The 25,436-nt window shown below is 54.6% G+C and carries 21 protein-coding genes; 11 read left to right on the forward strand and 10 right to left on the reverse strand.

Annotated features, from left to right (window positions below; all coding sequences use genetic code 11):
- Positions 1-8 precede the first annotated feature (8 nt).
- Complete coding sequence (gene dksA / locus ACFPU0_RS02885) at positions 9-428, reverse strand: RNA polymerase-binding protein DksA (protein WP_377691269.1); 420 nt, start codon at positions 426-428, stop codon at positions 9-11.
- A 69-nt stretch (positions 429-497) separates the two neighbouring features.
- On the opposite strand from dksA, the gene folE2 reads away from it, so the two are divergent.
- Positions 498-1,397, forward strand: coding sequence for a GTP cyclohydrolase FolE2 (gene folE2 / locus ACFPU0_RS02890; protein WP_377691270.1), 900 nt, complete (start codon positions 498-500; stop codon positions 1,395-1,397).
- Here folE2 and cfaB read toward each other — a convergent pair.
- The 3 genes from cfaB to ACFPU0_RS02905 all read right to left on the reverse strand — a co-directional run bounded on the left by cfaB (position 1,382) and on the right by ACFPU0_RS02905 (position 4,551).
- Positions 1,382-2,572: a C17 cyclopropane fatty acid synthase CfaB gene (cfaB, locus tag ACFPU0_RS02895; RefSeq protein ID WP_377691271.1), complete on the reverse strand. Its 1,191-nt coding sequence runs from the start codon at positions 2,570-2,572 to the stop codon at positions 1,382-1,384. The two genes, folE2 and cfaB, sit on opposite strands and share 16 nt — an antisense overlap.
- A gap of 344 nt (positions 2,573-2,916) precedes the next feature.
- Positions 2,917-3,225 (reverse strand): hypothetical protein, encoded by a 309-nt coding sequence (locus ACFPU0_RS02900; protein WP_377691272.1) that lies wholly within the window; start codon positions 3,223-3,225, stop codon positions 2,917-2,919.
- A 288-nt stretch (positions 3,226-3,513) separates the two neighbouring features.
- Entirely contained in the window at positions 3,514-4,551 is a 1,038-nt protein-coding gene (locus ACFPU0_RS02905; RefSeq protein WP_377691273.1) for a hypothetical protein, read from the reverse strand.
- A gap of 892 nt (positions 4,552-5,443) precedes the next feature.
- Between ACFPU0_RS02905 and ACFPU0_RS02910 the strand changes: the two genes are divergently transcribed.
- The 4 genes from ACFPU0_RS02910 (at position 5,444) to ACFPU0_RS02925 (ending at position 12,867) form a co-directional block, all read left to right on the forward strand.
- Positions 5,444-9,049, forward strand: a complete 3,606-nt coding sequence (locus tag ACFPU0_RS02910; RefSeq protein WP_377691274.1) for an AAA family ATPase — start codon at positions 5,444-5,446, stop codon at positions 9,047-9,049.
- 442 nt (positions 9,050-9,491) lie between these two features.
- On the forward strand, positions 9,492-10,949 hold the full coding sequence (locus ACFPU0_RS02915) for an alpha/beta hydrolase (RefSeq protein ID WP_377691275.1): 1,458 nt from the start codon (positions 9,492-9,494) through the stop codon (positions 10,947-10,949).
- 434 nt (positions 10,950-11,383) lie between these two features.
- On the forward strand, positions 11,384-11,566 hold the full coding sequence (locus tag ACFPU0_RS02920; protein ID WP_377691276.1) for a hypothetical protein: 183 nt from the start codon (positions 11,384-11,386) through the stop codon (positions 11,564-11,566).
- A 5-nt stretch (positions 11,567-11,571) separates the two neighbouring features.
- Positions 11,572-12,867 carry a hypothetical protein gene (locus ACFPU0_RS02925; protein ID WP_377691277.1) on the forward strand — a complete coding sequence of 432 codons (1,296 nt, stop codon included), beginning with the start codon at positions 11,572-11,574 and terminating at the stop codon, positions 12,865-12,867.
- Positions 12,868-13,082: 215 nt separating this feature from the next.
- Here ACFPU0_RS02925 and ACFPU0_RS02930 read toward each other — a convergent pair whose 3' ends face one another.
- The 3 genes from ACFPU0_RS02930 to ACFPU0_RS02940 are packed head-to-tail and all read right to left on the reverse strand — an operon-like array spanning position 13,083 to position 17,403.
- Positions 13,083-14,429 carry an AAA family ATPase gene (locus tag ACFPU0_RS02930; protein ID WP_377691278.1) on the reverse strand — a complete coding sequence of 449 codons (1,347 nt, stop codon included), beginning with the start codon at positions 14,427-14,429 and terminating at the stop codon, positions 13,083-13,085.
- A complete protein-coding gene (locus ACFPU0_RS02935; RefSeq protein ID WP_377691279.1) occupies positions 14,426-16,444 on the reverse strand; it encodes a transposase in 2,019 nt (672 codons plus the stop codon). The genes ACFPU0_RS02930 and ACFPU0_RS02935 overlap by 4 nt, the downstream gene beginning before the upstream one ends.
- Positions 16,441-17,403 (reverse strand): hypothetical protein, encoded by a 963-nt coding sequence (locus ACFPU0_RS02940; protein ID WP_274802417.1) that lies wholly within the window; start codon positions 17,401-17,403, stop codon positions 16,441-16,443. Before ACFPU0_RS02940 ends, ACFPU0_RS02935 begins: the two co-directional genes overlap by 4 nt.
- An 813-nt stretch (positions 17,404-18,216) precedes the next feature.
- On the opposite strand from ACFPU0_RS02940, the gene ACFPU0_RS02945 reads away from it, so the two are divergent.
- From ACFPU0_RS02945 to ACFPU0_RS02955, 3 genes are all read left to right on the forward strand, one after another.
- Positions 18,217-19,860 (forward strand): TnsD family Tn7-like transposition protein, encoded by a 1,644-nt coding sequence (locus ACFPU0_RS02945; protein ID WP_377691280.1) that lies wholly within the window; start codon positions 18,217-18,219, stop codon positions 19,858-19,860.
- A gap of 91 nt (positions 19,861-19,951) precedes the next feature.
- The gene (locus ACFPU0_RS02950; RefSeq protein ID WP_377691281.1) at positions 19,952-20,305 is read left to right on the forward strand and encodes a histone-like nucleoid-structuring protein, MvaT/MvaU family; all 354 of its coding nucleotides are present in this window, start codon (positions 19,952-19,954) and stop codon (positions 20,303-20,305) included.
- A gap of 59 nt (positions 20,306-20,364) precedes the next feature.
- Positions 20,365-20,589, forward strand: coding sequence for a hypothetical protein (locus tag ACFPU0_RS02955; RefSeq protein ID WP_377691282.1), 225 nt, complete (start codon positions 20,365-20,367; stop codon positions 20,587-20,589).
- Positions 20,590-20,641: 52 nt separating this feature from the next.
- On the opposite strand, the gene ACFPU0_RS02960 is transcribed toward ACFPU0_RS02955, so the two are convergent.
- A complete protein-coding gene (locus tag ACFPU0_RS02960) occupies positions 20,642-21,445 on the reverse strand; it encodes an inositol monophosphatase family protein (RefSeq protein ID WP_377691283.1) in 804 nt (267 codons plus the stop codon).
- Positions 21,446-21,649: 204 nt separating this feature from the next.
- Between ACFPU0_RS02960 and ACFPU0_RS02965 the strand changes: the two genes are divergently transcribed.
- The 3 genes from ACFPU0_RS02965 to ACFPU0_RS02975 all read left to right on the forward strand — a co-directional run bounded on the left by ACFPU0_RS02965 (position 21,650) and on the right by ACFPU0_RS02975 (position 23,716).
- Positions 21,650-22,306: a TauD/TfdA family dioxygenase gene (locus tag ACFPU0_RS02965; protein ID WP_377691284.1), complete on the forward strand. Its 657-nt coding sequence runs from the start codon at positions 21,650-21,652 to the stop codon at positions 22,304-22,306.
- A gap of 2 nt (positions 22,307-22,308) precedes the next feature.
- Positions 22,309-23,286: a hypothetical protein gene (locus ACFPU0_RS02970; RefSeq protein ID WP_377691285.1), complete on the forward strand. Its 978-nt coding sequence runs from the start codon at positions 22,309-22,311 to the stop codon at positions 23,284-23,286.
- A gap of 151 nt (positions 23,287-23,437) precedes the next feature.
- Entirely contained in the window at positions 23,438-23,716 is a 279-nt protein-coding gene (locus ACFPU0_RS02975; RefSeq protein ID WP_377691286.1) for a hypothetical protein, read from the forward strand.
- Between the two features lie 79 nt (positions 23,717-23,795).
- Here the strand turns inward: ACFPU0_RS02975 and ACFPU0_RS02980 are convergent, their stop codons facing one another.
- Entirely contained in the window at positions 23,796-24,431 is a 636-nt protein-coding gene (locus ACFPU0_RS02980; protein WP_377691287.1) for a hypothetical protein, read from the reverse strand.
- A complete protein-coding gene (locus ACFPU0_RS02985; RefSeq protein WP_377691288.1) occupies positions 24,432-25,415 on the reverse strand; it encodes an ImmA/IrrE family metallo-endopeptidase in 984 nt (327 codons plus the stop codon).
- Positions 25,416-25,436 lie beyond the last annotated feature (21 nt).

A 25,436-nucleotide genomic window follows, 5' to 3' on the forward strand; every position in this document is an offset into this window, starting at 1 on the left:
GTGTCCTCTCAGGTACGGCGCTGATGGTGCTCTCGTTGTTCCTGGCGTTGCTTGGCTTCCAGGCAGAGTGTCGCGGTTGGGCGCAGCAGCAGGCGGCGCAGGCCGATCGGCTCACCGCTTTCCTCGCACCAGCCGTATTCGCCACGGGCGAGCCGCGCCAGGGCTTCGTCGACCTTGTCCAGCAGGCGCTTCTCCCGCTCCAGCAGGCGCAACTGCCAGAGTCGCTGTTCCTCGCGACTGGCGAGATCGATTTCGTCGCTGACCGGCTCGACATCGCGCAGGGCACCGAACTCAACCTCGATGTGTTGGCGCAGTTCTTCCCGTTGGCGTTCCAGCAGGGCGCGGAAAAACGCCCGCTGGCCCGGGTTCATGTAGGCCTCGGCGGGCTGGGCGAGGAGTTCTTCGCGACTGAGCGGAATGTCTGGCATGGTGGCGATCGTCTGATGCTTAATTTGTTATAACATAACAATACCCATCATTTTCAAGAGCACCCACTGATGAACGTCTTTGCCCTTCCGGATATCGCTGCACAGTCAGCCCCCCAGGCCATGCCCCTGGATTGGGTCGGCATGTGCGGCATCGCCCTGCCCTTGCGGCTGGACGGCCAGACCGTCGCGGCCCGTGCCGATGCCGGCGTGAGCCTGGATGAAGCCAGTGCCCGGGGCATCCACATGTCGCGCCTCTACCTGGCACTGGAGGAACTGGAGCACGAGGAGCTATCCGCCGGCCTGCTACGCCGGGTGCTGGCGCGTTTCCTCGATAGCCACCAGGGCCTCTCCAGCAGCGCCAGCCTCAGGCTGTGCGGTGAGGCGGTGCTGAAGCGCCCGGCGCTGGTCAGCTCGCTGGCCGGTTGGAAGGCCTACCCGTTCGAGGTCCACGCACGTCAGGATGCATGGGGGTTCCACGTGGAACTTCGACTGGAACTGGCCTACTCCTCCACCTGCCCCTGCTCCGCCGCCCTGGCCCGGCAACTGGTCCAGCAACGCTTCGCCAAGGAATTCACCGACCGCCCCCTGGAGCTTTCGCAAGCGCTGGAATGGCTCGGCAACCAGGGGAGCGCAGCCACGCCCCATAGCCAGCGCAGCGTGGCGCGACTATGGGTACGCCTGGGCCAGGCCGGGGCGGTTGGGGTAATGCCACTGCGTCGCTTGGCTGACCTGGCGGAACAGGCGCTGGGTACCGCTGTGCAGACCGCCGTGAAGCGCGCAGACGAGCAGGCCTTCGCCCTGGCCAATGGCCAGAACCTGATGTTCTGCGAGGATGCGGCAAGGCGCCTCGGCAGCGCTCTGCGCGAGCAGGATTGGCTGGAGGGGTTCAGGCTGAGGGTCGTGCACGCGGAAAGCCTCCACGCGCACGACGCCGTTGCCGAGCACCGCTGGAACTACCCGGCCGGGTAGATATCCGCCCGACTCCACGGCAACTCATGGGAGCCGTCCGCGTGGGGCTTGGTGGCGAGGATCTGGTGCAGGTTGATCCAGCCTTTCTGGAACGCATGGGCACAACCGGCCAGATAGAGCCGCCAGATACGCAGGGCCTGTTCCGGAACCAGCTTGGAGGCCTTGGCCAGGTTGGCTTCAAGGTTGGTGCTCCAGAACTCCAGGGTTCGCGCGTAATGCAGCCGCAGGCTTTCCACGTCCACGACTTCCATGCCGGCCAGGCTGAGCTCGGTGACCATGGTGGACAGATGCGGCAGCTCGCCATGGGGGAAGACATAGCGGTCGATGAAGTCACCAGCGCCGCGGCCCACCGGACGACCGTCCGGGTGTCGGGAGGTTATGCCGTGATTCATCACCAGCCCGCCATCACGTACGGCGCCGAACAGGCGCTGGCAATAGACCGGCAGGTTGGCATGGCCGACGTGCTCGAACATGCCGACACTGACCACCTTGTCGAAGCGGCCATCCTGGGGCAGGTCGCGATAATCCAGCAGCTCCAGCTCCACCTGGCGCTTCAGGCCCTCGGCCTTGACCCGCTCACGCCCCAGCTCCAGCTGTTCGCGGCTCAGGGTGATACCGAACACCCTGGCGCCGTATTCGCGCGCGGCAAAGCGCGCCAGGCCGCCCCAACCGCACCCCACGTCCAGCAGGTATTCGCCGGCCTTCAACCGCAGCTTGCGGCAGAGGTGATGCAGCTTGGCCTGCTGTGCACTGTCCAGATCCTCGGTGCCGGTTGGGTAGTAGGCACAGGAATAGACCATGTCGCGGTCGAGCCAGAGGGCGTAGAAGTCGTTGGAAAGGTCGTAGTGATAGGAAATGGCGGCGGCGTCGGTAGCCTTGTCATGGGCCCGCCGCTCGGGAGGTAGCTCGTCCTCCTTGCCCGCCAGCGCCTCGCTCAGGGCATCGCCGACCCTGATCACCTCCAGGATCGGCCCGGCCAGTTCCAGGCGCCCTTCCACATAGGCCGTTCCCAGCGTATCCAGGTTGGGCCGGCTCAGCAGTGAAACCAGGCCGGGGTCCTTCACCGTCATGGTCACGGTCGGATTGGGTCCGAGGTCGATCTCCTTGCCGTCCCACAGCTGCAGGCGTAACGGCAGTTTCAGATCGCGCAGGACGGGCGGAAGTTGCGCAAGCATGGGAACTCCTCCTTCACCAAGGACACTGCAAAGGTAGACCACCTTGGACAGTTGTCAGGCTATCGAATGGATAGTCTCCCTCTATGTGAATAAAAAAAGCCCGGCGCTGCCGGGCTGATCTTAGAGAATAAAGTCCGTCGCACCTTTGCCGTCGCCAGCCTTAGTGCCCCGTGAGCCCGCCTATACGATAGTGTGCATCTAAAGTCTGTCGCGCCCCCTCGAAATCGTAGAAACCAGGGAACAGCTAAAGAATAAAGTCTGTCGCGCATTCAGACGCTCGCCTATCTGGATCGCCATGGGTCTGCGAATTGGAGAGGCACCTACAACTGTGACCAACATCGAGATCAGGAGTTGCCGCCGTCTTTGAACAGATCATCGCGAGCAACGCGCCCAAAGTCGCTGAGGTCTTGGTCCTCATCACTGAACATGAAGTTCACCATGCGCTCACGTCTGAGGCCTGAAAGCGTCCCGAAAAAACAGGGCTCGCACAGATGGACTTCATAGCGCTCGCCGTCATGGGCCGAGCCATACCCCCAACTGGCGCGAAGAGTGCCAAATTGCAATCCATACCCTTCAACACGCGTGCTAGCACCACAAACGTCGCACAGGACATCAATGACCGATTCGGCCTGTTCCATAGCTGTGATCTTCATCGAGAACCTCCCACCAGGGTACATGTAGGCCTTCGCTTGTCTGGCACACGATACTCCTTCAGGAACTTTGCTCGGCTCGGTCCCCTACTGTGGCGGCATGACCAATAGCAACAACGTCTACCTGGACGTCAGCACCGGCCAGACATCCCGCTAGACTGCTCAGTGAAACGGACACAGGGCTGTGCTTTTGTGTCCGCTTTACTCGCCGATCCCGCACCACGATCCAGAATCTCGCCAACCTATCCCTCGCGTTGGCCTCCAATTTCGCCGGCTCAACGAATGCAGATTTCAGGGGCGAACCGGCTTGTTGACCCAGCTGAACCGGGCTGGGTCTTCAGCCAGTAGGTAGGCCTTGAGACTTTCGCGCTTGGCCTTATCCGCCTGGGCGAAGATCCGCTTCAATTCACTGTCGATGCTCTCTTCCGTTGCACCGCGCTCGATCGCCATGTCGTACCAGTCATGGGCCAGGTTGAAGTTGCCTAACTCCATGTGCACGGCCCCTAGCAGGGTGCAGGGCCGGAAGTCACGGGGGGTGAGTTTGTGAGCCTGGTCGCCCAGCTTGACCGCTTCCTTATGGCGCCCCAGGTCCCGCATGACTCCACCGCGCGTCGTGTGCAGGGCTGATTTCGTCTTCGGGTTGGAAATCTTGTCAGCGTCGAGCAGATCAAGCAGCTCCAACGCCTTGTCGGCCTGGCCGCACTTCCGGAAGTGGCCGCTGCCATTGACCACACTCCATGGATCACCCTTCGAGTGAAACTCAGCCACGCAGCTGATCGCCTGGCCCCGGTGGTAGGCACTCCGAACCTGGGGAGTGAAGTTTCGTTTCCCAGTGGTGGTCAGCCAGAGGTATTGGTCCGAGTCCAGTGCCACGTAGGCATCGAGCTTCTCCAGGATCGCCACCAGATGGTCTGATGGGGCCGAAGGGCTGGAAATGCCGTACTTCTGGAAAAGGGCCTCACGCCGCTTCATTTCGATGTAGGCGGGATCACTTTCCCGGGCAATACGTTCGGCTTCGGCCGCTTCCTCACGCCGGCGTCGAGCTTCTGCGAGTTGGGCCAGGCGTGCGTCCTCAGCCTCCTGGGCTGCCTTGATGCGAGCCAGACGCTCAGCCTCTTCAGCGTCCAGCGCGGCAATATACCCCTCGAAGGTCGTCTCCCCCGTGGCGTGCTGGTGCAGGTGATACAGGCCCTTGGATTGCAGAACCTTAAGGAAGGCAGGGGACAGGGGCTGGCCCTGGTAAATCTGATTGAGGATGTTCCCCAGCACCAGGCTTGAGGCCTCAACTCGGTAACGAAGCCCGAGTTCGTTGATCGTCATCTTTTCCATGAAATCTCGCAGGCCGGGCCAGCGTACGGGCGCATCCGTGGTTCGCCGGATCGATTGATTGTTGCCTCACCTGGTGGCAGGACGGGGTGATTATGCGGCGACACTGGGGGCTTGTCGAAATGACGCATTTTTGCAAAGCATCCGGTCTAGGAAATGGACTCGAACGGACACGGAACTGAGCTTCAAAGTCTGCTTTACTCGCTAATACTTAGGCCTGCATCCCGAAGCGCACCAACCCCTAGCACCACAAACGTCGCACAGGACATCACTGACCGATTCGGCCTGTTCCATAGCTGTGATCTTCATCGAGAACCTCCCACCAGGGTACATGTAGGCCTTCGCTTGTCTGGCACACGATACGCCTTGAAGAGCTTTGCTCGGCTCGATTAACCGCCACGCCGAAACGCAAGGACAACGCCGATGCCCATACCTACTTCGGCGAACCGGTCTTCATCCACTCCTTGAAGGACGGTATCAGCACAACCGTGGGCCGGGGCACTAACCAAGTGCTGCCAGCCGACTTCACTTCCATTTTCGATGACCCGCGAGACAACGGTAATGCCGCTCGCTATCTTCGATGCAATGAACCACGTGCTCGATGGATTCACATCGACGGTGGCAGGTTCACAGCCTTCAATAGTGGAGAGAACCAGACGTGATACAAGGCGCTCGTGAATTGCCCGTTCAACACCTGACTATTCGGGTTCCTTGGCACGACTCAGGCTGGATTGGCAGCATTTGCAAGGACTGCCGAGGCAATACGAGTTGCACAGTGCTGCCTCGAATCGGTACCGGTCGAGATGACGAGTTCGAGAGTCAGAACCCCGGGTTAAGCCTGGAGAATCTCCTGGCGTCGGAGCTCCCACCCTGCGTTAACGAGCACGGGACCATCATGGCTCCGTTCGCCCTCTCGCTGCAGAAGAAGCACCCGTACACCGAGTCGGCGACCACTACCCATGGCCATTTTACCGACACGCCCTACACGATTATGCCTTTCTCCGCAGCTGCGATCCCATTCCGCTGGATGCTGTGCGAAAAAATTGAGGGCAATCCACGATTAAAGATCAAGGGCATTCAACAGAGTTTGGAGATTGACTACCGGATCGATCGGGAACCAGATCTCAGGGATAACCCAAACTGGAACAGCGACAAAAGGACTTGGGTGCAGGAGGGCACCAACCAGCGTGTCATCCTCGATACCTTCTTCAGTGCGGCCAAGCCTGATGAGTCGCTCGTATTCTTCTACGCTAAGCGCACGCCGCTGGCCGACGACACTCGGCGCGTGATCATCGGTGTTGGTCGCGTCAAGTCGGTAGGTAAGCCAGTCGAATACCAATACAGCGCTGGCCAACGCCCAAAGGGTAAAATCCCCGGCTACTTGTGGGAAAGGAATATCGAACACTCGATTCGACCGAAGAACTCCGACGGTTTCTTGCTTCCCTACCACCGACTCCTGCAGGCCGCCGAATCGGACGATTCCCTTGATCTCACGGCCTGCACAGCTTTCGCACCGGACGAATATTTCGGCAGTTACTCCTACGGTACTGAGCATCTTGCGCACGACGGCGCTATCGCTTCACTGCTGGCTATTGAGAAGGCCATCAAGGAGATGAAGCAGCATTTGCCGGATGAACCCTGGGACGATCATCTCAGGTGGATTGACGGCGAGCTGAACGACCTCTGGCAGGCGCGTGGTGCATTTCCGGGACTGGGTGCCGCCTTCAACGCATTCGGACTGCCTCATGGCAATCTATTGGCTTGGTATCTGTGCGGACACGAAGACCATCAGTTCGACCCCTGGCGCGCTTTGAAGGAGGTCCTGACTGACCCCACAATTCTGCCGAAATACCTCCGAGACGGACTGGGGGATGCTTACCTAAAGAAGTGGGTCGGTCTACCGTCCCAAAGACGTGCCCTGCTAATGCTCTTGGCACGCTTAAATCTCACCGATGACCAAGCTATGCGCTGGTATCAGCCTACGGAGCGCCGCGCGGCTGGCATCAATCTTTCCGATGCCGAAATTCTTGAAAATCCCTACCTGATTTTCGAGGACGATCGGCAGCAACAGGATCCGATAGCCTTCGAGATCGTGGATCGGGGTGTCTTCCCGCCAGAGTCGGTACTTAGGGACTTCCCTGTACCAGCGCCAAGCCAAGTCAGCGCGGCCATTGATGAGCGACGCGTGCGTGCGGCCATGCTGCAGACGTTGGAAGAGGCCGCGCGCGAGGAAGGGCACACCTATCTTCTGGCTGACTGGCTTATTCAGCGCATTCGGCACCGGCCCTTGCAGCCCGAATGTCCGTTAGATGCTGATACGCTTTTGAGCATGGAGAGTTATCTTCGGCCGAAGATATCGCAAATTCTCGTCAAGGACGGGCTGGATGCGTTCCAGCTGGATCTCTATGTTCAGACCTCTAAGCTGGTTCGGGACAAGATCCGCAGTCGCAAGAGGCGCAAGGAGAATACTGGCGACCATAACTGGGCCGCTTTGGTCGACGAAGCGATTGATGGACAGGCGAGTGGTAACGCTTCGCAAGCCACACGATCGAGGCGCGATCAGGAGGCGCGCATCGAGAAGGCAGCCGCTCTCCGAGTTATCTACAAGTCAGGAGTGACTGTGCTCATGGGCGGCGCAGGAACCGGCAAGAGCACACTGCTGAAAGCGCTGTGCAGCATCCCGGACGTCAGGGATGGCGGCATCCTCCTGCTGGCCCCAACCGGCAAGGCGAGGGTCAGGCTGGAACAGGCAACCGACATGCCGGGCAAAGGAAAGACTGTGGCCCAGTTCCTGAATGGTCTCCAACGGTATGATGGCCGCACGGGAAGATATCTCCTCAGTGACGAGGCTCCGCGCTCTGCCGGCAATAAGACGGTCATTATTGACGAAGCCTCCATGAAGACCGAAGAGCAGCTGGCAGCGCTGCTGGATGCGATAGAGGGAGTCGATCGGCTCATTCTGGTTGGTGACCCCAAACAGTTGCCTCCGATCGGCGCCGGACGGCCGTTTGTGGACATCGTTAACTTCCTCAAGCCTACAAATCTTGAACAGCCCGGTATCCGTGTCGGGCCTTGCTTTGCCGAACTTACCGTCACGATGCGACAGGAGGCCGAGGATGATGAGGTGCGGGATGACGTCTTGTTGGCCCAAGCGTTCAGTGGTCGCCCTCAGGATCCAGGGCTGGACGAAATCTGGCACATCGTGGCGTCGGGACACTCCAAGCGAGTGAAGCTCGTTAGATGGGACAACCCCGATCAACTGGAGCGGCTACTGCTCCAACAGTTGGTGGCAGAGTTGGAACTCGACTCAATTCACGATGAAAGGACTTTTGAGGTCTCACTGGGCGGAACAGTTTCAGAAGGCGAACGCGGCACGTCGGTGTACTTCAATAGGGAGAGCCACGGTCGACCCGGTGCCTCACGTCGGGCTGAGGACTGGCAGATCCTCTCGCCGATTAAGCCGCATCAGTTTGGTGTCACGGCGATTAATCGCACAATTCAGCAGCATTTCAGGAAGTCCTTCCGCCAACTGGCTACGAGTGACAACCGCTACAAGGTGATCCCTCGCCCGGCAGGATCGGAAGGAATCATCTACGGGGATAAGGTGATTAACCTCATCAATAAGTCAGGCCGCAGAACCTACCCCGAGAAGTCTGACAGCTACGTCGCGAATGGCGACATCGGTATCGTTACGGGACAATGGCGAACAGGAAACATGAACTGGGCGCCGAAGGATCTTGAAGTCGAGTTCGCTTCTCAACCGGGCTTTGCCTACACGTATAGGCCGGGAGAGTTCGATGCCCAGGAGGGATCACCACCGCTGGAGCTCGCTTACGCGCTGACGGTCCACAAAACCCAGGGTAGTGAGTTCGGGATGACCTTTGTTGTGATCCCGAACCCCTGTCGAATCCTTACGCGCGAAATGCTGTACACCGCGCTGACCCGGCACAAGGACAGGATCGTGATCCTTCACCAGGGGGACTTCCGCAACCTCATCCAATACAGTCATGAGTCCGCCTCTGAGATTAGTCGGCGGATGACCAATCTGTTCGAGCCTTCCTCGCCGGTGGCAATCAAGGTCCGCAACCAATCCGTGTTCCTAGACGAAAATCTGATTTACCGTACAGAAAACGGCGAGCTTGTTCGCTCGAAGTCAGAGTGGATCATTGCAGCCAAACTGAAGTCGGCGGGAATCAGGTACCAATATGAGCAGCCATTAATGCTCGATGGCATCGAGCGTTATCCCGACTTCACCATCCGTGACGAGGATTCGGGCACCGTCTGGTACTGGGAACACAATGGCATGCTCTCCAGAGAGGAATACAGGCTGCGGTGGGAGAGGAAGCTGGCCGCATATCGCAAGGCCGGCATCCTGCCGGCACCGGTACCGGAAACCGACGATGGCAGGGTGGGTACGCTATTGATCACTGAAGAGAGTGAAGGTGTAGGGCTGGACATGAATGCAATCGACGCCAATATAAACGTGATTCTTGGCAACTAAGGGGTAGCTCCGGTTCTGGTCAGCTGGCTGCTACCGTACCCGGAGCCTAGCCGTTAAGTTCGAGCGGGCAGGTCGGTGCTTGCCGACCTTGGTCGCAGGTCATCTATACAGCGGTCTATCCACGCTTATCCTGTTGCCCAAGGCGCCTCGAGAGCAGACCGAGAATAGCTGGCTCGGCGTGGCCATTCACCAAATCAAAGGGCAAAATCCGACTATTCGATCATGAAGATGCGGAGTGTTTTCGTCGCATTCGGGACGCTCCTACAGATCGGCTGCCGCACAAACCCGTACCGCCAGTTGCTGCGCGAAGGTGCGATGCAAGGTCGACGGCTACACCCGGGCGATGTACCCCATCTGATGACGCTCGACGTTAGACTTCGTGAGGCCACTGAGCGCCTGGGCATACTGATCAATGTTTGCTTTCACAGGATAAGACGACAGCATGAAACATACAGGACGGACTTCACTTGAGCTAAAAATTGCGCTTGCAATTTTAAACATGAACACGTCTGTCAGGGATCCTCATAAGCGACTCATCAGCTCGTCACAACTTATATTGTGCTGGAGGAATGCCCCACACGGCACGTTCATTGAAACAGTTGAAAGCAGGATCGTCGGTAAAGCCAAGCACGAACGATTCAAAGTGCTCATCAAAAGATCTCAAGAAATCAAAATTACGCGCCATTCAAAAGAAGTAGCGCTAATTCTCAGCGGCAAACAGAATCGTGAGCAGAGCATATCGTCAGTTGTAAGAGAGCCACGATTCCAAAGGCTCGTTAAAAATTCATTTTCTGCCCCAAGCGACTTAATCAGCGAGGGTAGAATCCGAATTACATCCGCCCCCAAAGACACCGATAGCCATGCAAGACTTGGCGACACTCCAAGGGAAGTTGTTCACTATAGTGGTGTCCCTGCCCAAAATAACTACACTACGTATACTATTTTCTTTGGGACGGATCGGCTATTAGAATCCCAACGTAGCGTAAAGTTTGGGGGATTTCGCAGCGACGACAAGGTCTCTTACGGCGTTGCAAAGGTTTCCATCCCCCACATCCATAAAGAAGGCAAGCTAGAGCGCCCAACATTCCTTTTCCGCATTCTGAAAGACAACCCCAACAAGCACATTGTGGTTCATACAAAAGCGCTTCTTGATTTAGAAGCCTGGTTTGAAAGCGCAAAAAAACAATTGGCCACCGTACTGGATCAGCAATCCAATCACAAGGAAGGTCTACTCTTCATCCACGGCTACAACGTGGGTTTTGAAGAGGCACTCTGGCGTTCAGCTCAACTTCGCCACGATCTCAAATTTCCTGGGCTGATGCTGTGCTTCTCCTGGGCTTCCCTCGGAAGCACAAAAGGGTATCCCGCTGATGAGGCCACCGTGGATTGGTCAGCTTCTAACCTGAAAGAATATCTGACCAATGTGACCCAAAATCTTGGCTTGTCAGCACTACACATTGTCGCTCATAGCATGGGCAATCGGGCGCTGTTAGCAGTGCTCGAAAACTGGGAGAACAAGCCTGGTGCGACACCAATCAGCCAGATTATCCTCGCAGCTCCGGATGTCGATGCCAAACGATTCAAGCAATTTGGACGCGTGTTCAATTTGTATGAACAAGTGACTCTATACGCCTCCCGCCATGATCGAGCGATTGCGGCCTCGCAGCTTGTTCACAGCTATCCCAGAGCAGGCGGCGCCAATCCTCCATTAGTCATGGATCACCTATCGACTATCGATGTATCGAGCGCGGGCAAAGACATGTTTGGATTAGGTCATAGCTACGTCGCCGAGGTATCGAAAATTTTTCGGGATCTCTTTTACATTGTGAGGCATCGCCACAAGCCAGACCAACGTGCGGGGATCACGAAAAAAGAAGAAGGATACTGGGAGCTGACCTGACGATGCTTCAGAGCGAAGCCCCGACAAGATGAGTCGGTGAGTGCGGACATGAACGGCCGGCAGCATGCGACCCGAGGCAGACGTTTCAGTGTCCATCCCGATTTCAGCATGCATCTATGGGACGTGAAGTCTTACGATGTCACGATGCCAAACGGCTTAGCTGCTCCCAGTCTTGGTGTAGAAATCGGTACATCCCGTTCTGGCATTAACATGGGCTGGCGGCCTAAATAGTATCGAGATCAAGGAATGCTTCCGGACTGTCCGGAGCACCTAGATCGAGAAGCCAACATCATGAATCCAGCTCAAATACATAAACCTCTCCTAGCGATCGCCGTCTTCTTAGTCGGCCACTATCTGGCGGGTGTCGCAGGGGCTGCAGGTCACGACTCCTACTGTGCATTCCGGCGCAATCGTCAGTCTCGGAAGGAAGCTGTATGAGCATTCTCAAAAGTATTCTCATGGCGGCATCCTCTGCGGCGGATAACGGCCCTTTCAGCACCTGTGGCTTCGTCCCATATGGCAAAAACAGGCGCGACGGTGGCCATGACCATCGATACAACCGCGGCGCAGACCGAACCCCGGCGCAGCGCAAAGCTGACGCCAACAGGACCAAATAATCTCAATGCCTAGAGTGAGTGCATGCGAGCGAGGAGGGCTGGACCTCCTCGAGCTTCTGTACCGGAACAACCTTCTGGTTCACATCTGGTTCGCTGAAGACGAGCGCCAGGTACTTAACGTGATAGTCAAAAGGTTCCGCCAGGAGGTCGAGGAGGCAGGATTATCAGGTCTAGAAGCCGAGAGCCTCGTTCACTGGGCACTCTGTCTTACTGAAATTCATGCTGCGGATGATCCCGATACTTTTCTTCACCGCGAGGAGCTGAGCACCTTGTGGGCAGACGTGACCCAAGAGCAGTACATCAAGGTTAATTACGCCAAGCGAAATTTTATGGCCGAGCTAAACCTTGTCATTTCGGGACACGGCCTTGCCACGACAGATGCTCTGATTGACTCCTTAAGCAGGTTGGCTTTGCATGCTGCCGGCAAGCTTAAGCAGCTGTCATCGATCTGCCGTGTACGATTCGCAGAGCGGGCATTCGCAGCTGAGTATCCAGATGCCCCTATAAATGTACTCTCATGGCTTGCCGCTATGGGAGTAATCGAGCCCGGCGAGAAGAAGTACTCCAAGCCAGTTGATATCCACACTTTTGCCTTCCAAGACCAAGCATATCGAGCCGCACTACTGGTTCAGTTTGACTCTCTCCGCAAATATGTTCACGGGGCTTGTGGATCTAAGGAGTTGGTGAGGGGCGTGTATTCACGTCTCACCAGTACCAAGGATGCATCCATCATCGAGGCCATGAGTAGGTGGGAAGATGCCGCTGGAAATAGGGTGCACCTCCCTAAGCTCAAAAACAGCATACTAGCGATTGATTGTTCCGCATGGAGCTCTGGCGACGTTCGTAAAATCAAATCAACCATCGCCCAATTTCCTAGCCTTGCGCCTAGCTACCAAGCGTTTCTCACAAAGAAATCAACAGCGCTAACCGACATAGCTGGGGCCATGATTCGCACTCATCCATGGAACGAAAACCAAGTGGGGCTGGGCAGATTCTCACACACCAGTGAGAGCAAGGCTGAGTATGTGCAGAAGGAGCTCGAAGGTCGCGGTTTCACAGTCGGAGCCAGAACGATCCATATCCACAATCGGGACTCTGTACAGAAGCATGTCGACCTAATGGAGTACTACTTAGAGATGCTCAAAGTCGCTCCGTTCGTGTTCCCTTGTGACGTTGAGGACGGGTGCTTGATCTATCTCAATGGGTGCGACAAAGCGCCCTTGGAACAGATTTTTGAACAGAGGAGAAGCCGGCGCTTTCTTGCATCCAATGTCGCTGCGTCAGCGCTGAAGCCGACATAAGCGGCATCAAACAATATTGCGCGGACCGGTCCGAACACGCTGCTCAACCTGCTGATAGATCTGCACCCCCGCTTGGTGCGGCAATTTCAACAACGCTGCTCAGTGAGGAAATCGCCCAGCCTGACTCACAGCGAACGACCAAGTAGTAGGTGACCCCATACTGAGTTAGGTCACCGCGCTCAGAGGTCACGCAGCTTGTTTGTACCGACCCTCTCCTATTTTGGTCGTCGGGGACCAGACGGCTTGGGCTTAAGCAGTTGGTTGAAGGCATCGATCAAGTCAGCCTTTGTTGCCTTAGGCACAGGTTTTCGCTTCGAGGGAGCAAGCGAGCCCTCGTTCGACGCAGGCGGATCAGAACTCATCTGCGCCAGGGTAGATCGCTCCATCTCGTTCAGTGATGAGAGAAACGCCTTATTCGCGACACGTTGGTCCCGATCAGCCTTGGCAAAGGCGATGACATTGGATTTCAGGTGTACTGGTAATTCGAAGGGGCATCTCAGATCCAACCGACCACCACTGGTTCGACTTTCGATTGCTTGCCGCTGCAATTCCTCGACATCCGCCCGGTTCACTGAGTACTCAGCTGAGCGATAGGCACGATGAACGTCGGATATATCGATGCTTTGACGTCCGGCCACACGAGACTCAACAAAGGCGATTTTGATGAGTTGGACCGCTAGTCGCTTGATGCCGAAGGTCGATCGGTACACCTCCTCTATCAATTCATCCTCATGAGAAGACAAATAGCCGTTGCTGACTCGGATGCATTCACCAATGTAGTCCCTCCAGGCTTCGCTCTCGGGGGAGTCAGGTACCATGATCCTAGGCTCAACCAAGAGACGCTGCTTGTCCTCGCTGTTCCGGCGCAACAATCTATGCACAAGGCTGTAGTTGGAGACATACACCATGGGGGGGCCGATCGCAGCCATGGTCAGGAGAATGTCAGTCACTCTAGACACGCCATCACCGGTGTTGATGTGTTGCGTTTCATCCAGCATTAGAAGTGACACGCCATCCCTATTGGCGCGCCTTCGGCACTCGACCAGAAGCTTCGCAACCGTGGGCCTGCCTTTGGAGGATTCTTCACCGATGAAGTCAGCCAAAATCTGCTTTCCACCTGCTTTTCCTCGCGCGCTGACGTACCAATGCGAGGTCAACTTATGCACACCCTCGAAATGGTTCAGCGAAAGCCCCACCGGACTGGGCAGAACCTTCTTCAGAGCTTTGATGGTTTGGCTCTTACCAACCCCTGCCAATCCGGTTAGGCAGATTGGAGCAACCTCGCTGTCTGGCGGGCTGTAAACACGAGATAGGTAGCTTTTCTCGGAGTCGAATACCTCTCGGCAATACAAGACAGCGCGGCCAACCATTTCCTTGATGAGGTCGATGGAGAACTGGTTGGGCAGGTAGATTTCCTTTAGGGCATTGCTAAGTTTTTCAGCACCCACAGGGGTTTCCAAAGCGCCCAGGTCTGCCACTGGGTTTGGCCTGACGGTAACGATCTCACGAATTCTATTAGTGTCAGTTAGCCCGTCAAATCGAGTAGTCATCACATCTATCATGATTTCTTACCCACAAATCGGCGGTAATCAGCCTCATCTCGTTTTGCAGCAGCGTCCTTAACCGCGCGTCCCAATTTTTCCCGGCCGCTGTTCCAGTCCTTACCAGTGTTCTCACGAAATCGATCATTATAATGTTGATCGATTGCTCGTCTTTCCTCTCTAGCCGAGGCAAGAGCTTCCAACCTTGCTTCCTTGATCTGCATCAAGTCTTTGAGGCAAATGTCTGAACTGCCAGGCCGAGAGCTTGATTTACCGACTACGTCCAGCTCAAACAACACACCTTCATGCTCAATCCAAATATGTCGAACGCACATGGTTATTGCGTAGGCAGTAACCGGAATATGGGCATCTCGTGCGACCCGGTCGAATACTCCAGTATCCATAAGCTCAACAGAGCGATACTTTCTTCCATAAAAATAAACGGCATCTTTTTTGATTGATGCGGGATGCGGAGTGAGAAACCGCCTCACCGCTTCATCGAAGGGCATGCTGATCGCGCTACTTCTTGCTCTGCCATCATAATATTTCCATATATTGAGCGGCGTCGGAGTGAACCCCGCGAGAAACAGCTCTTCGTCCATGCGATCGCTAGCATCTGATTTCTTATTATCTTTTATTACTTGAAAAATTTCGCGCTTGGCCATTTCCACAAAATTGAGCGAGCTAACGAAATGCTTTGGCTGGTCGAGATTTCTTTTCTTTTTCGGGTGTGAAGACTCTACCGTCGCCTTGGATTGACCAGAATATGTCGGAGGCAACTCAAAAGTACCGAGCCAAGTAATCTCGGGCTCACATGGAAGCCCTGACCCAGGGCCCCTGTCAAAAACAATATTGTCTGATAGACCCACGCAGGGCCATTCGCTTGGACGAATGGGTATGCCAAACAACTCACAAAACTTGACTTTATTAATGGCCATTGAAAAAAGGCACATCCGATATGCTTCCATGTTTTCTTTACCATGGGAAAAACCTATTCCAACCACAGCCCCCGATAAGCCGCATACAGCGCGCACCACACAAAAAGCATCAACAGCGCTTCCCTCTGTGATACCCGACAACTTTTCATCTATGTGGTAGCCGTCAAATTCAACTCGCTGGAGAAGATTGCATAACTGCTCAGCAAAACTGCCCGCTGACCCAGATTCAGCCCTAGCTTTGCTTTTACCTTTACGCTCACGTTCTCGCTCACGTCGCTTATCGGCGGTAAGCTTTTCTATCCAATAGCAATATTGAGCGAACGTTGGAAAAGGCCTACCATCAGGGTGAATGAAATAGGTTTTATCAGCGCTATCTACAAGGGAAATGCAGCCAAACTTTTTCGTTACAACTTCGTTGTAGATTTCATCTTCTGTACTATCTACAGATCGATATTTTATATATCCATCAAGAATTTCTTCCTTCATCGCAGCAGTCACAGAGAACCCATGATTCTTGCCCCGTTTAGAAGGCCTACCAAGTTTCGTGTTTTCGGCTTTCTCTTCTCTGTCCCACCGACCAATGTTGTGGAATGTCGGGAGCAGAACCCATTTATTTCCACCAAAGATGATATACGCGTAGAACCATAATCTGACCCGTTGCGCGTTTTGTTTTGGGCTCTGCCTTTTAGCATGTGCATTGATGATGGCGTCGGGATTATCTGCGGCCAAGATTTCCTTACGATTAACAACAAGCTCAGCAATTGCCAGATACCTGCTGTCAACCATCTCAAGATAGGACTTTTTCTTACTAACTCTTCGGCGCTCCAACTCGGATATCGATTTTCCCTGCAATGGTTCAAGCCATGGCGGGTAGATTTCCCCTTCCTTATGTTCGATCAATTTTCCGGTTTCAAGAGCTTCCTCGAACTCAATTCTTGAGACAGTTAATAAAATCGCCTGAACACCAGATTTGCTGTCAATGAATTGGACAAACCTGACTCTATTCTTTATCGAGTCGCTCAAGAGAAAATGATAAATAACGCCCTTTTCCAGTCCTCGAAAGCCTTCGGGGGCCTTGATGCGAGAACCGACCATCATGTTGGATTCTCATTAAAAAGATGGCCATAAACGTCCAGAACGTCGCGACTCTGCATCTCCAGGGGATGATCGATGAGTATTGGCCTGAACAAATCGATGAGAAGCTTTCTTTCCCATATATCCTTATAAATTTTCGAAAGAAACTTGTCCCTAGCCCCCCAACGCGCACCATATCTTATCGCCACTAGAGCTACTGGATCTCCGATCCGCACCGCCTCCTCGACTTCACAGCTGAAGTCATTCAAAACTGCTGGATCTATGTCCAATTTCAAATTGTGCCTGCCATAGAGAAAATCAAGATTCGCCCGGACATTGGAGTCAATTTTGTCTTCAGAGACCCTGACTGTTCTTATGCCTGCATCTTGATAATAGACTTCCTCTAAAAGATGCCGTAGGCGTTCATGCTCTTGATCTACTCTTTGCTGGGCTGGCGTTTTTACTTTTGTTCTACGTCGCTCGGAAAAGTCCTCCGCGCATTTTTTTACAGTCCAATTAACCGCGTATGGCTTCCCAGCGGTATCAATCAGGTAAAGGAGCAGATCACCGACATAAATATACGGAACCCTGGAACGCTCTCCGTCATCATTCTCGGCAATGATTTCATGATGCTTGAATCCAATTCGCTCAGCAACATCCAACGTTCCCTCAAGAGGCGGAAGATCCATTCCAATAGCCAACGGATGTCCATGCAAAGGATGCACTTTAGGGGCGGGAAAAAGCATTTTTTGTTCGTGAAGATCGAACAAATTTGGATGATATAAGGCTAGCTCTGCATATACTCTTTCTGGAGTAGATAGAAGATGCAACGTGCGTTGCAGCTTTCGGCTATTTAATCGAGTAGCTCTCGAAATCTTCGGAGCTTCGCGGGTCGTTGCTAAAATGCATGGGATGTACTCATCACCCCACTCAAAACTGCCTTGGCGGCTCATCATTTTTTCTAACATCTCTTGAGATGTCATTTTTACTTTCCATTCTCAACAGGCCTTAGCTCTCACCCCGCTCATCGCTTTGACGACCTAAATTAGTACGTCAAGCAGTGAGAACTCGCGGGCGAAAGGAGGCCTCGCTGTTCGCGATAACTAGTTTCTTCGGGATGAACGGAGCCTGTGCAGGGCTTGACGCCCCGCACGATGGAATAGAGAATGGAATTGTCAGGAGTCCAAAAATCTGACAATTCCTCAAAGGCCCAAGGTAGCACTTGGGCCTTTGTCTATCCGGCTCCTAGCATTTAGCTAGTCGTCATATCGTCTCCTCGGTTCTCGACACGAAGCTACCCGCAAGGGACCGTACTCTTTCGCGGCCATCCCGCGTGTCATTCGCACCTCACATCTTGAGCTCGTCATGAGGCAGCTCCACTACGAGCCCTGCACGGCCTTCTCGCCGCTTATGGGCCAGCACGCCTTTGTGGCCATCGTCCCTCGCTGAGTCATTCAGGTCATAGACGTAGCCAGTACGCCCAGCGCGGCCTAGACCACCCAAAACTGAATAATCGTACAGTCAAAAATTGCTCTTTGACAACAAAAAGAAGTTCGAAAAAAGCGCCTTCGGAGGCGCGGAAACCCTCTTTTCCTGTGGATTACCGATCATTTCCCCTGTGGATATACTTCAGCCAGGAATAGGAAGTAATTAATCTAAGAGCCAAACATATTTCGGTACCTATTCAATTACATCACCCACTGGCATTAGCCGCACAGGCAATATAACCAAGCGGCCATTTCAATTTATTAAGCAAGTAATAGAATCCTTCTGCTCAATACGCTTCAGCGTTCGTCATGAACACATCTTGCGTTTCCGATGACTCTTTCTTTCTGCACTGGCTGTGCGATGAAACATTTTTTAGCCTTTGCAGTCGCTACCATTCCTTCGTCGGGAACCTTCTCGCTTCCACGACGTGCGAAACCTTGTTCAATACCACTGAATACGGGACGAAGCACGACTTCCCATGCAACCTAATGGCTTTTGAGAAGAACACCGCTACTCGTTATGGTAGTGCTGACTCCATTATCCAAAATCACACTATTCTCCCTTTCTTTGCTCCCTTCCAGTCGCGCGAGACTATGAAGAAAGCTGTTTCTGCCATGAAAGGCTCTGAACTGGGATCAACGAAGTACCAGTTGGGATTGATTGCGGGGAGGTTTGGTGCCGAGCATCCCTTGAAAGCTTGTTCGGAGTGCATGGCAAATGATATTGCAACTCAAGGCGTTGCCTATTGGCACCTTAAGCACCAATACCCAGGCGTAGTTCTCTGCCCGATACATCGTAGGCTTCTTCAGGAGTGCCATCAGAAACGTCGCTGGGCTGGTCGCTTCTCTTGGACTTTACCCTGTGAAGAGGTCCTCGATCGGCCATGTCCAATCGAAATTGATTCACCGCAAAGAGACGCTCTTTTGCAACTAGCGGATGGAGTTATCCGCCTTGCCTCTGTCGGCTTCAGCAGGACATTTCAGCGCCGCCTTGTGCGTCAGGTGTACAAGCATGAATTGCGTAAGCCTGCTCCTCTCAGGCAGGCCCGCTGGGACCCTGCGAATCCCGCCGCCTCCTTCCTGGAGTATTCAGCTCTTCTGCGCCCTTTCCGGCCGTTGAACAGCCTGCCGGCAAGCCAAGGAGCCTCAAGGTCGTTTATCCACAGCTTACTCCGCAGCCCTCGCGGCTACTGCCATCCCTTGCGGCACGTGGTAATGATCACTTGGCTTTTTGGAGACTTCAGCAATTTCCTCAAGGCGTACAACGACGCGGAAAGCCAAGAGCAGGCTGGGGAACGCCAAGGAAACCCTCATGGCCACCTCCATATCCCTCTCGTTTCAACTCAAATGGCAGCGTGCGCGGAACCACCAACGCCAGGCCGACGGCGTCCAAAGGTCCTGAAAGCCAATGTTCGGTCCATGATTCTGCAACGCCTGGCCGCTGGAGCCACCAAGTCGGAGATTTGTGCCGGCTTCGACATCACCGTATCAACGATCAATAAGCTGCTGCGCGCCGAGCCGGACATAAAGGCTGCATGGACTGAGTCACGTGACAGGCAAGTCCTGCTTCAACATCGCACCGCTTGGGCCGCATTAATTGACCAATCACCCCACGACTGTGCGAAGGCCCTCCGAGCACGTGCCCCGGACATCTATGCATGGTTGTACCGGCACGACAGGGCCTGGCTTTTCGCTCAAACCGCCTCTCTGCCAACGGGGCGGCGTGGCAATCACTCCAGCGTCGACTGGTCCGCCCGAGATCGCGACTTGGAGAACCTGGTGCGCGCATCGCTGATCGCTACGTACGGAACAGACCAAGGGATCAGCCTTACTCGTCCACAACTCTACTCGCTGATACCGTGCCTTCCTACCTGCTTGGAAAAGCGAAGCCGCTATCCCCAAACCCGCTCCTTCCTCCATGAGATAGAAGCGAAGGCATCGAGCAGCAAATAAGTCACGCAATACATTGCCGAAGCGTCCACCTAAGTAGCGCGTACCCTTTGCTATAGTCGCCTCGTCCATTCAATTACGAGTTTCACGATCCATGACCAAACTTGCCGAATACCGACGCCTTGAAGCGGAACTTGCCGCGCAGCTGCAACAGCTCGACGCGTTGAAAAACGATAACCACCTGAAGCGAGAAATGCAGTTCGAAGAGAAGCTGCGGGCTCTGATGGCCGAGTACGGCGTGAGCTTGCGCCAGATCATCCAGATTCTCGACCCTGCACCGGCGACCATCGTCCAGGAGCCTGGCCGCAAGCACCGTCCACGCAAAGTCAAAATCTACAAGAACCCGCACACTGGCGAAGTGGTTGAGACCAAGGGTGGTAATCACCGCGTACTGGGAGCTTGGAAAGAGCAATACGGCGCCAAGGAAGTAGAATCCTGGCTTCCGTAATTTCCACCAACCAGCAGCACGTGAACCCGCTATGGGTTCACTGTTGAAAGGAGGACGCTATGTCGAAGGTGATCCGCTACACCTTGAAAGGACAAGAACAAGTTTCGGTCATGAACGGGAGCGTCCCCAGTGATCCTGTTGCTCTGAAGGTTCTGGTTGCGAACTACCTCGCTGCTCCACACGCTGATAGGGAGAAATTCGGTCCAGACGCGACTGTGGAAGAGTTGGTTGACTCCCGGCTTAAGGCAGCCGGGGTTACTGCCTTCGAGATACTCGATCGCTAACGATTGAGGTTGGCTGACTTCTGGGAAGCCCGTCCCCGAAGCGGAGGACCAGCTAGCGGAAAACCTGGTCCCAGTCTCGCGTTGCGAGTTCGTGGCAGGCCGCAGACGCACCACCGAAGCAGCGCTGCGATACCAGGGCGAGACTCGCCTCGCTGCTGTAGATGACCGGCTCACCGTCCTGGTTAATCAAGACTCCCCCCGCGCCTCTCAGAAGCGCATGGCCTGCTGCTACATCGTGAGCGGAGACGGGGACAATGGACACCGCAGCAACACCATCCCCTGCCGCCACCCGGGCCAGGCGATAGGCAATACTCGGCATAGGCAGAAAGTCACCCGGCGAACACAACTGGGCATTCAATTCCGCCTGCCTCGTGGCGGCCGTACTCACCATCACCTTGCTTCCGGCGTCTAGAGCACGTTGATCAAGCCTGCTTGAAACAGGCTGCCCATTGCGAACGATGGCGCTCATTCCTTCGGCCCAGGCAATGCAGTCAGCCCCCCGATCCACAGGAAGGGGGGCATAGACAACGCCCAGCACAGGAACGGAATTTCGCAGCAGCCCCACGGAGACGGCTGAGCCTACACGCCCTGCCAGAAAGTCCCCTGTGCCGTCGTTGGGATCAACGACCCAACAGAATTCCTGACCGCTCAACCGGTGGCCCGTTTCCTCGCCCCAGAAGTCACAGTCCAGAAGCGCGAGGAGTTCCAAGCGCAGCTGAGTTTCAATCTCAACGTCTACCTCGGCCTTGTCCCCATGCCCTCGTGGTCCACCAGGACGGCGGGACTCAGCGACGAGCAGTTCTCCGGCCTCAAGCACTATTCCGGTTAGGTGATGGAGTAAGCCGTCGTAACCCATCGCATTCGCTCTCCGTATCAGGCTGCCAGCGACGCTGAATAGCGTACCCCTTCAACGAAAGGAGGCAAATTGCCATGTGGACATGACAAACGAGTCCGATAAGCTCCGTTGTTGTAGCTTTCACGGGCCTCGACCGGTTGAAGACCCGCGAGGAAACAGCTGGTTAATGCATCTCAGCGTAGTCGTCGTGAGGAGTCCTTAAACGTGAAGAACCAGGACATCGGGGAGGCCCTCGTCTCGACCGGTTGGGCAGTACTCACATCACATGACGTGACACTGGACGAGTTGCAGGACAGGGTTTACAGCATCGCGCTGGAGCTAGGACCGATTCGAGCTAGCCGCAAGAGACGTGGCCTCGTTGACCATCTTCGACCCACGAATACTTGGGCGGCGAATCCACGGTCATTAAGCGCGGTCTACGGGACAGGGGAGTTTCCTTGGCATACCGACGGCGCCCATTGGCCTGTACCTCCACGATATCTAGTCATCGCTTGTGCTCAGGCGTCACCAGCAGCAGCCACAACATTCGTTTGGGATGCTCGTCAGTGCGAGAGTATTAACAGCGCAATTGCAAGCAGAGCAGTATTTCGGATAAGCAATGGAGCCCGTAGCTTTTACAGCACGGCAACAAGTTCGCTGCGCCCTTACTATCGCTATGATCCCGGCTGCATGTCCCCAATGGACTCAGCTGCAAAGGTCTTGCAGGAGGCTATTGAGCAGGAGGGAGCCTCAGTTACGAGCCAAATAACTTGGAAGCCTGGCCTGATCGCAATTATCGACAATTGGCGGTGCCTACACCGGCGCGCGAATGCAGGGCAGGACAGTACCCGATATCTATTGCGTTCAACAGTGATGGGGTAAAAATGGACAACCTAAAAAATAAGGGTATTGCCTCGCATTCGTCGCCGTCTAAGCATGAGCAAATAGCAGTATCTGCGGATGCACTATTCGCGAAATCACGGCTGTACGCACATCGTGCATTGAGTGCCAAAGACATCGGGGATAATGAGCTCTACCAGATGTGGTCGGCATTGGCTTTAGAGCTCTTGGCCAAGGCCTCTCTGGCAAAAATTCATCCCTGTCTTGTCGTCGATGCAGTGAACCCGAACAGCTTACTGGAAGCCTGTGGGTTCAATACGAACACCGCAGTCAGGACTGTTGATGCAAACGTGGTTTTCGCCCGGATCAAACACACAGTCCCAAATTTTGGAACGCCCAATGCCGAAGCTTGCAAGAGAATATCGGCTCGGCGAAATGCAGAGCTTCACTCAGGTCAGGCTGCATTTTCTGGAATGCAATTGGATGTGTGGGAAGGTGAGTTTTGGAGCGCCTCCCAGCTTATCCTGAGATCCATGGGGTTGGAGTTAGAAGCCTGGGTTGGCATCGAATCCAAGATTCCAATTGCGCTACTGAAGCACCTGCGTGAGATTAGAGTTCAGGCGACCCGGCAGGCGATCTCGGACATAAAGGAGACTTTCTCCAAAAGCCACAGCAAGAAGGAACAGGAAGCGCTTCAGACTGCGTCAAAAAGCTTCATAAATTATCCACACCTTGAGCACTTCCGCTACGGATTGGCCCACCACTGGCGAGTTGATTGTCCGGCATGCAACTGTCAAGGCTTCCTTGGTGGTGATTTAACGGACGAGGAGGTGATCGACCAGGATCACAGCGAGGGGTATGAGCGAGTCAATCAGTACTTCTCACCAATGGAATTCTACTGCCCGACCTGTCAACTGCACCTAGAAGGTGAAGATGCTCTGAATGAAGCCGAACTCTTAGATGAATACGAGTTGGAGGTTGAGCGGGAGATAGAGTACGAACCAGACTACGGAAATGACTGACTGCTGCATGGTGGAGCGGATCAGGTGGCGACGGTGGAGCACCAGGCGGCCATGGCGGCTACGGAATTTGGTATGGCGAGGGACGGCCGCTAATTGGCCTGCGGTACATAACTCCGGGGGAAAGGCGGTCTGCCCAGACTGCAGGGCAGATGTGTTCCTCACTGACGCTCTTCGGCTGCACGAGCAGATCTCGGATCACGGTGATAACGCCGGCGCGATCACACGCTTCATGAACGCGGCTGAACACCTGCTAGTCGCCGTGTTGGTTAAGTTTCTGGCAGACAGCAATCTCAAGATGCTCTCGGACAGCGCCATCATGCTCGACGGTCCACTGGCACTCTTTGGCCAGCCGGCGAAGTGGCGACCATCGTTTCAGATCGTTGCACGACTTGAAGCGCCGCGGGATCACCGACACCAGGGCGGAAAATAGGAAGCCAGTCGCCACAGTGGCGAGTAGATATTGGACGTCTATGACCTGAGCGTGCCGGTTGTTGGCCAGCAGGAGAAGGCTAAGGCCGAATAAACTGAATTACTGGCTGAAGGTAATTGCTCAAACAATCTGATGCATGTTGATGGTCGCGCCCATTTCCAAATGACATTCGCAGGACCGGATCGAAACGCTCGGTGACTGGCATGGCGCTTGAGACCTTTTGACTAATCAGTTCAAACCCATAAATTTGCATCGCCTTCAAAATGATTGACTCAGTACAGTCTACTCTTTGATGGAGAATTTGCTTTGCAACAGCAGACTCGGAATTCAATACGCCCTCAAGTGCCTTTCGATCTCCCGTCGTAAGCCAAAATGACTCGCCTTTATGATGAAGATCATACGCATGCATCAGCAGTTGCTGCTCCCCGGGGTCGACATTCTCCATCTGGGAGATTTCTTCCAGGAAATCAATGTTTTCTTCAGCAGCATCAAGCTCACAGCAGCTGCCGACAAAATCGCAAAGCCTTTCATATGCCCGTGCGTTGCCGACACGCTTAGCAATGCACTTATCCGCATCCCTTAAAAACAGTGAATGTTTGGCGGTATCAAGAATATACAGATCGGACAGGGAACACTGAAATACTGATAATGCCTCCTCAACTAGGTCACACTGAGAAAGCTTAATCAGTATATCGTTGTCGGTCAGCAGAATCATTTATGCAATAAGATTCCGCAACAGATGCTCGCTATCTGGGTTCAGGCCATCAATCAGATTATCGTACGCTGCCTGCGTCACCGCTGCCTGATCAGTCCGTTCACCAGCAATAAGATTTGCAGCCGCGACACAAAGCGGGAAAATATTGTTGTCATTAAAGGCGCAATTCAGAACAACATGCGTTGGATCTATGTGGTTTTCTCGGCCGTATCTTACAGCCATTTCAGCCAATTGAGGTGCGAATACTCTCCTCTGGAGAGTCAAGCGGCCATCAGCGTTTCCGGTCAGTAACTCTATTGCGAACCGGTCGGCGGCCACTTCTTGAGGATCACGCTCTGCCCCTGCGTCGCCTTTCGTTATCTCGTCATCTACGATCGCGCCATTCTCTGCAACGTGACCAAGCGCAATATGGCCTAGTTCGTGGGCAAGATGGAAAAGCAAGAAACCACTTACACGCCTATTAGACAGAACAACTGAAGGCCGGCCTTTGATGGACATGGCAATACCATCCATCTTCTTACCAAGAAGCGGCGTGGCGAGGTGCAAAACGGGAATTCCGCAGCCCCAGCAGTACTCCAACAGCTGGGAAAGTCCCACCCAGTTGTCGCCCCGACCCAGTATATGAGTGCGGATGGCTGCGGCAGAAGGGAGAGGAGGAATGAACTCCCGATCAAGTGCTGAAAGGGCAATACGAGAGGCGCTCTGAGCGAGCGCAACTGCCACCTCAATGTCAGCGTCAGTCGTCTTGGCTGATCTCTTGAAACGCCTCTCTACCGGTAGGTCGAATTCGACACGAGGTGGTGTTTCACTGAATGGCCGAATGCGTAAACTGAGCGCTTTGGCCAGGTACAGTTTGGCCTGCTGAGCTCCTGACGGAGTTGCTTCAATTTCATCCGACCACCACTCAGGGAGGATGTGGGCAAGCTTTTGGCGCGTGAGCCCTTGCTTCCTAAGAGCGGAGTAAAGGTGCTGAATGTTAGTCATAACCCCTCCTCCTTGGTCCGG

This window comes from Pseudomonas sp. GCM10022186, assembly GCF_042656385.1.
GTDB lineage: Bacteria > Pseudomonadota > Gammaproteobacteria > Pseudomonadales > Pseudomonadaceae > Metapseudomonas.

Coding starts and splice junctions, on each gene's coding strand:
- dksA (WP_377691269.1), bottom strand. CDS start 428: ATGCCAGACATTCCGCTCAGTCGCGAAGAACTCCTCGCCCAGCCCGCC.
- folE2 (WP_377691270.1), top strand. CDS start 498: ATGAACGTCTTTGCCCTTCCGGATATCGCTGCACAGTCAGCCCCCCAG.
- cfaB (WP_377691271.1), bottom strand. CDS start 2,572: ATGCTTGCGCAACTTCCGCCCGTCCTGCGCGATCTGAAACTGCCGTTA.
- ACFPU0_RS02900 (WP_377691272.1), bottom strand. CDS start 3,225: ATGAAGATCACAGCTATGGAACAGGCCGAATCGGTCATTGATGTCCTG.
- ACFPU0_RS02905 (WP_377691273.1), bottom strand. CDS start 4,551: ATGGAAAAGATGACGATCAACGAACTCGGGCTTCGTTACCGAGTTGAG.
- ACFPU0_RS02910 (WP_377691274.1), top strand. CDS start 5,444: ATGGCTCCGTTCGCCCTCTCGCTGCAGAAGAAGCACCCGTACACCGAG.
- ACFPU0_RS02915 (WP_377691275.1), top strand. CDS start 9,492: ATGAAACATACAGGACGGACTTCACTTGAGCTAAAAATTGCGCTTGCA.
- ACFPU0_RS02920 (WP_377691276.1), top strand. CDS start 11,384: ATGAGCATTCTCAAAAGTATTCTCATGGCGGCATCCTCTGCGGCGGAT.
- ACFPU0_RS02925 (WP_377691277.1), top strand. CDS start 11,572: ATGCCTAGAGTGAGTGCATGCGAGCGAGGAGGGCTGGACCTCCTCGAG.
- ACFPU0_RS02930 (WP_377691278.1), bottom strand. CDS start 14,429: ATGATAGATGTGATGACTACTCGATTTGACGGGCTAACTGACACTAAT.
- ACFPU0_RS02935 (WP_377691279.1), bottom strand. CDS start 16,444: ATGATGGTCGGTTCTCGCATCAAGGCCCCCGAAGGCTTTCGAGGACTG.
- ACFPU0_RS02940 (WP_274802417.1), bottom strand. CDS start 17,403: ATGACATCTCAAGAGATGTTAGAAAAAATGATGAGCCGCCAAGGCAGT.
- ACFPU0_RS02945 (WP_377691280.1), top strand. CDS start 18,217: ATGAACACATCTTGCGTTTCCGATGACTCTTTCTTTCTGCACTGGCTG.
- ACFPU0_RS02950 (WP_377691281.1), top strand. CDS start 19,952: ATGACCAAACTTGCCGAATACCGACGCCTTGAAGCGGAACTTGCCGCG.
- ACFPU0_RS02955 (WP_377691282.1), top strand. CDS start 20,365: ATGTCGAAGGTGATCCGCTACACCTTGAAAGGACAAGAACAAGTTTCG.
- ACFPU0_RS02960 (WP_377691283.1), bottom strand. CDS start 21,445: ATGGGTTACGACGGCTTACTCCATCACCTAACCGGAATAGTGCTTGAG.
- ACFPU0_RS02970 (WP_377691285.1), top strand. CDS start 22,309: ATGGACAACCTAAAAAATAAGGGTATTGCCTCGCATTCGTCGCCGTCT.
- ACFPU0_RS02980 (WP_377691287.1), bottom strand. CDS start 24,431: ATGATTCTGCTGACCGACAACGATATACTGATTAAGCTTTCTCAGTGT.
- ACFPU0_RS02985 (WP_377691288.1), bottom strand. CDS start 25,415: ATGACTAACATTCAGCACCTTTACTCCGCTCTTAGGAAGCAAGGGCTC.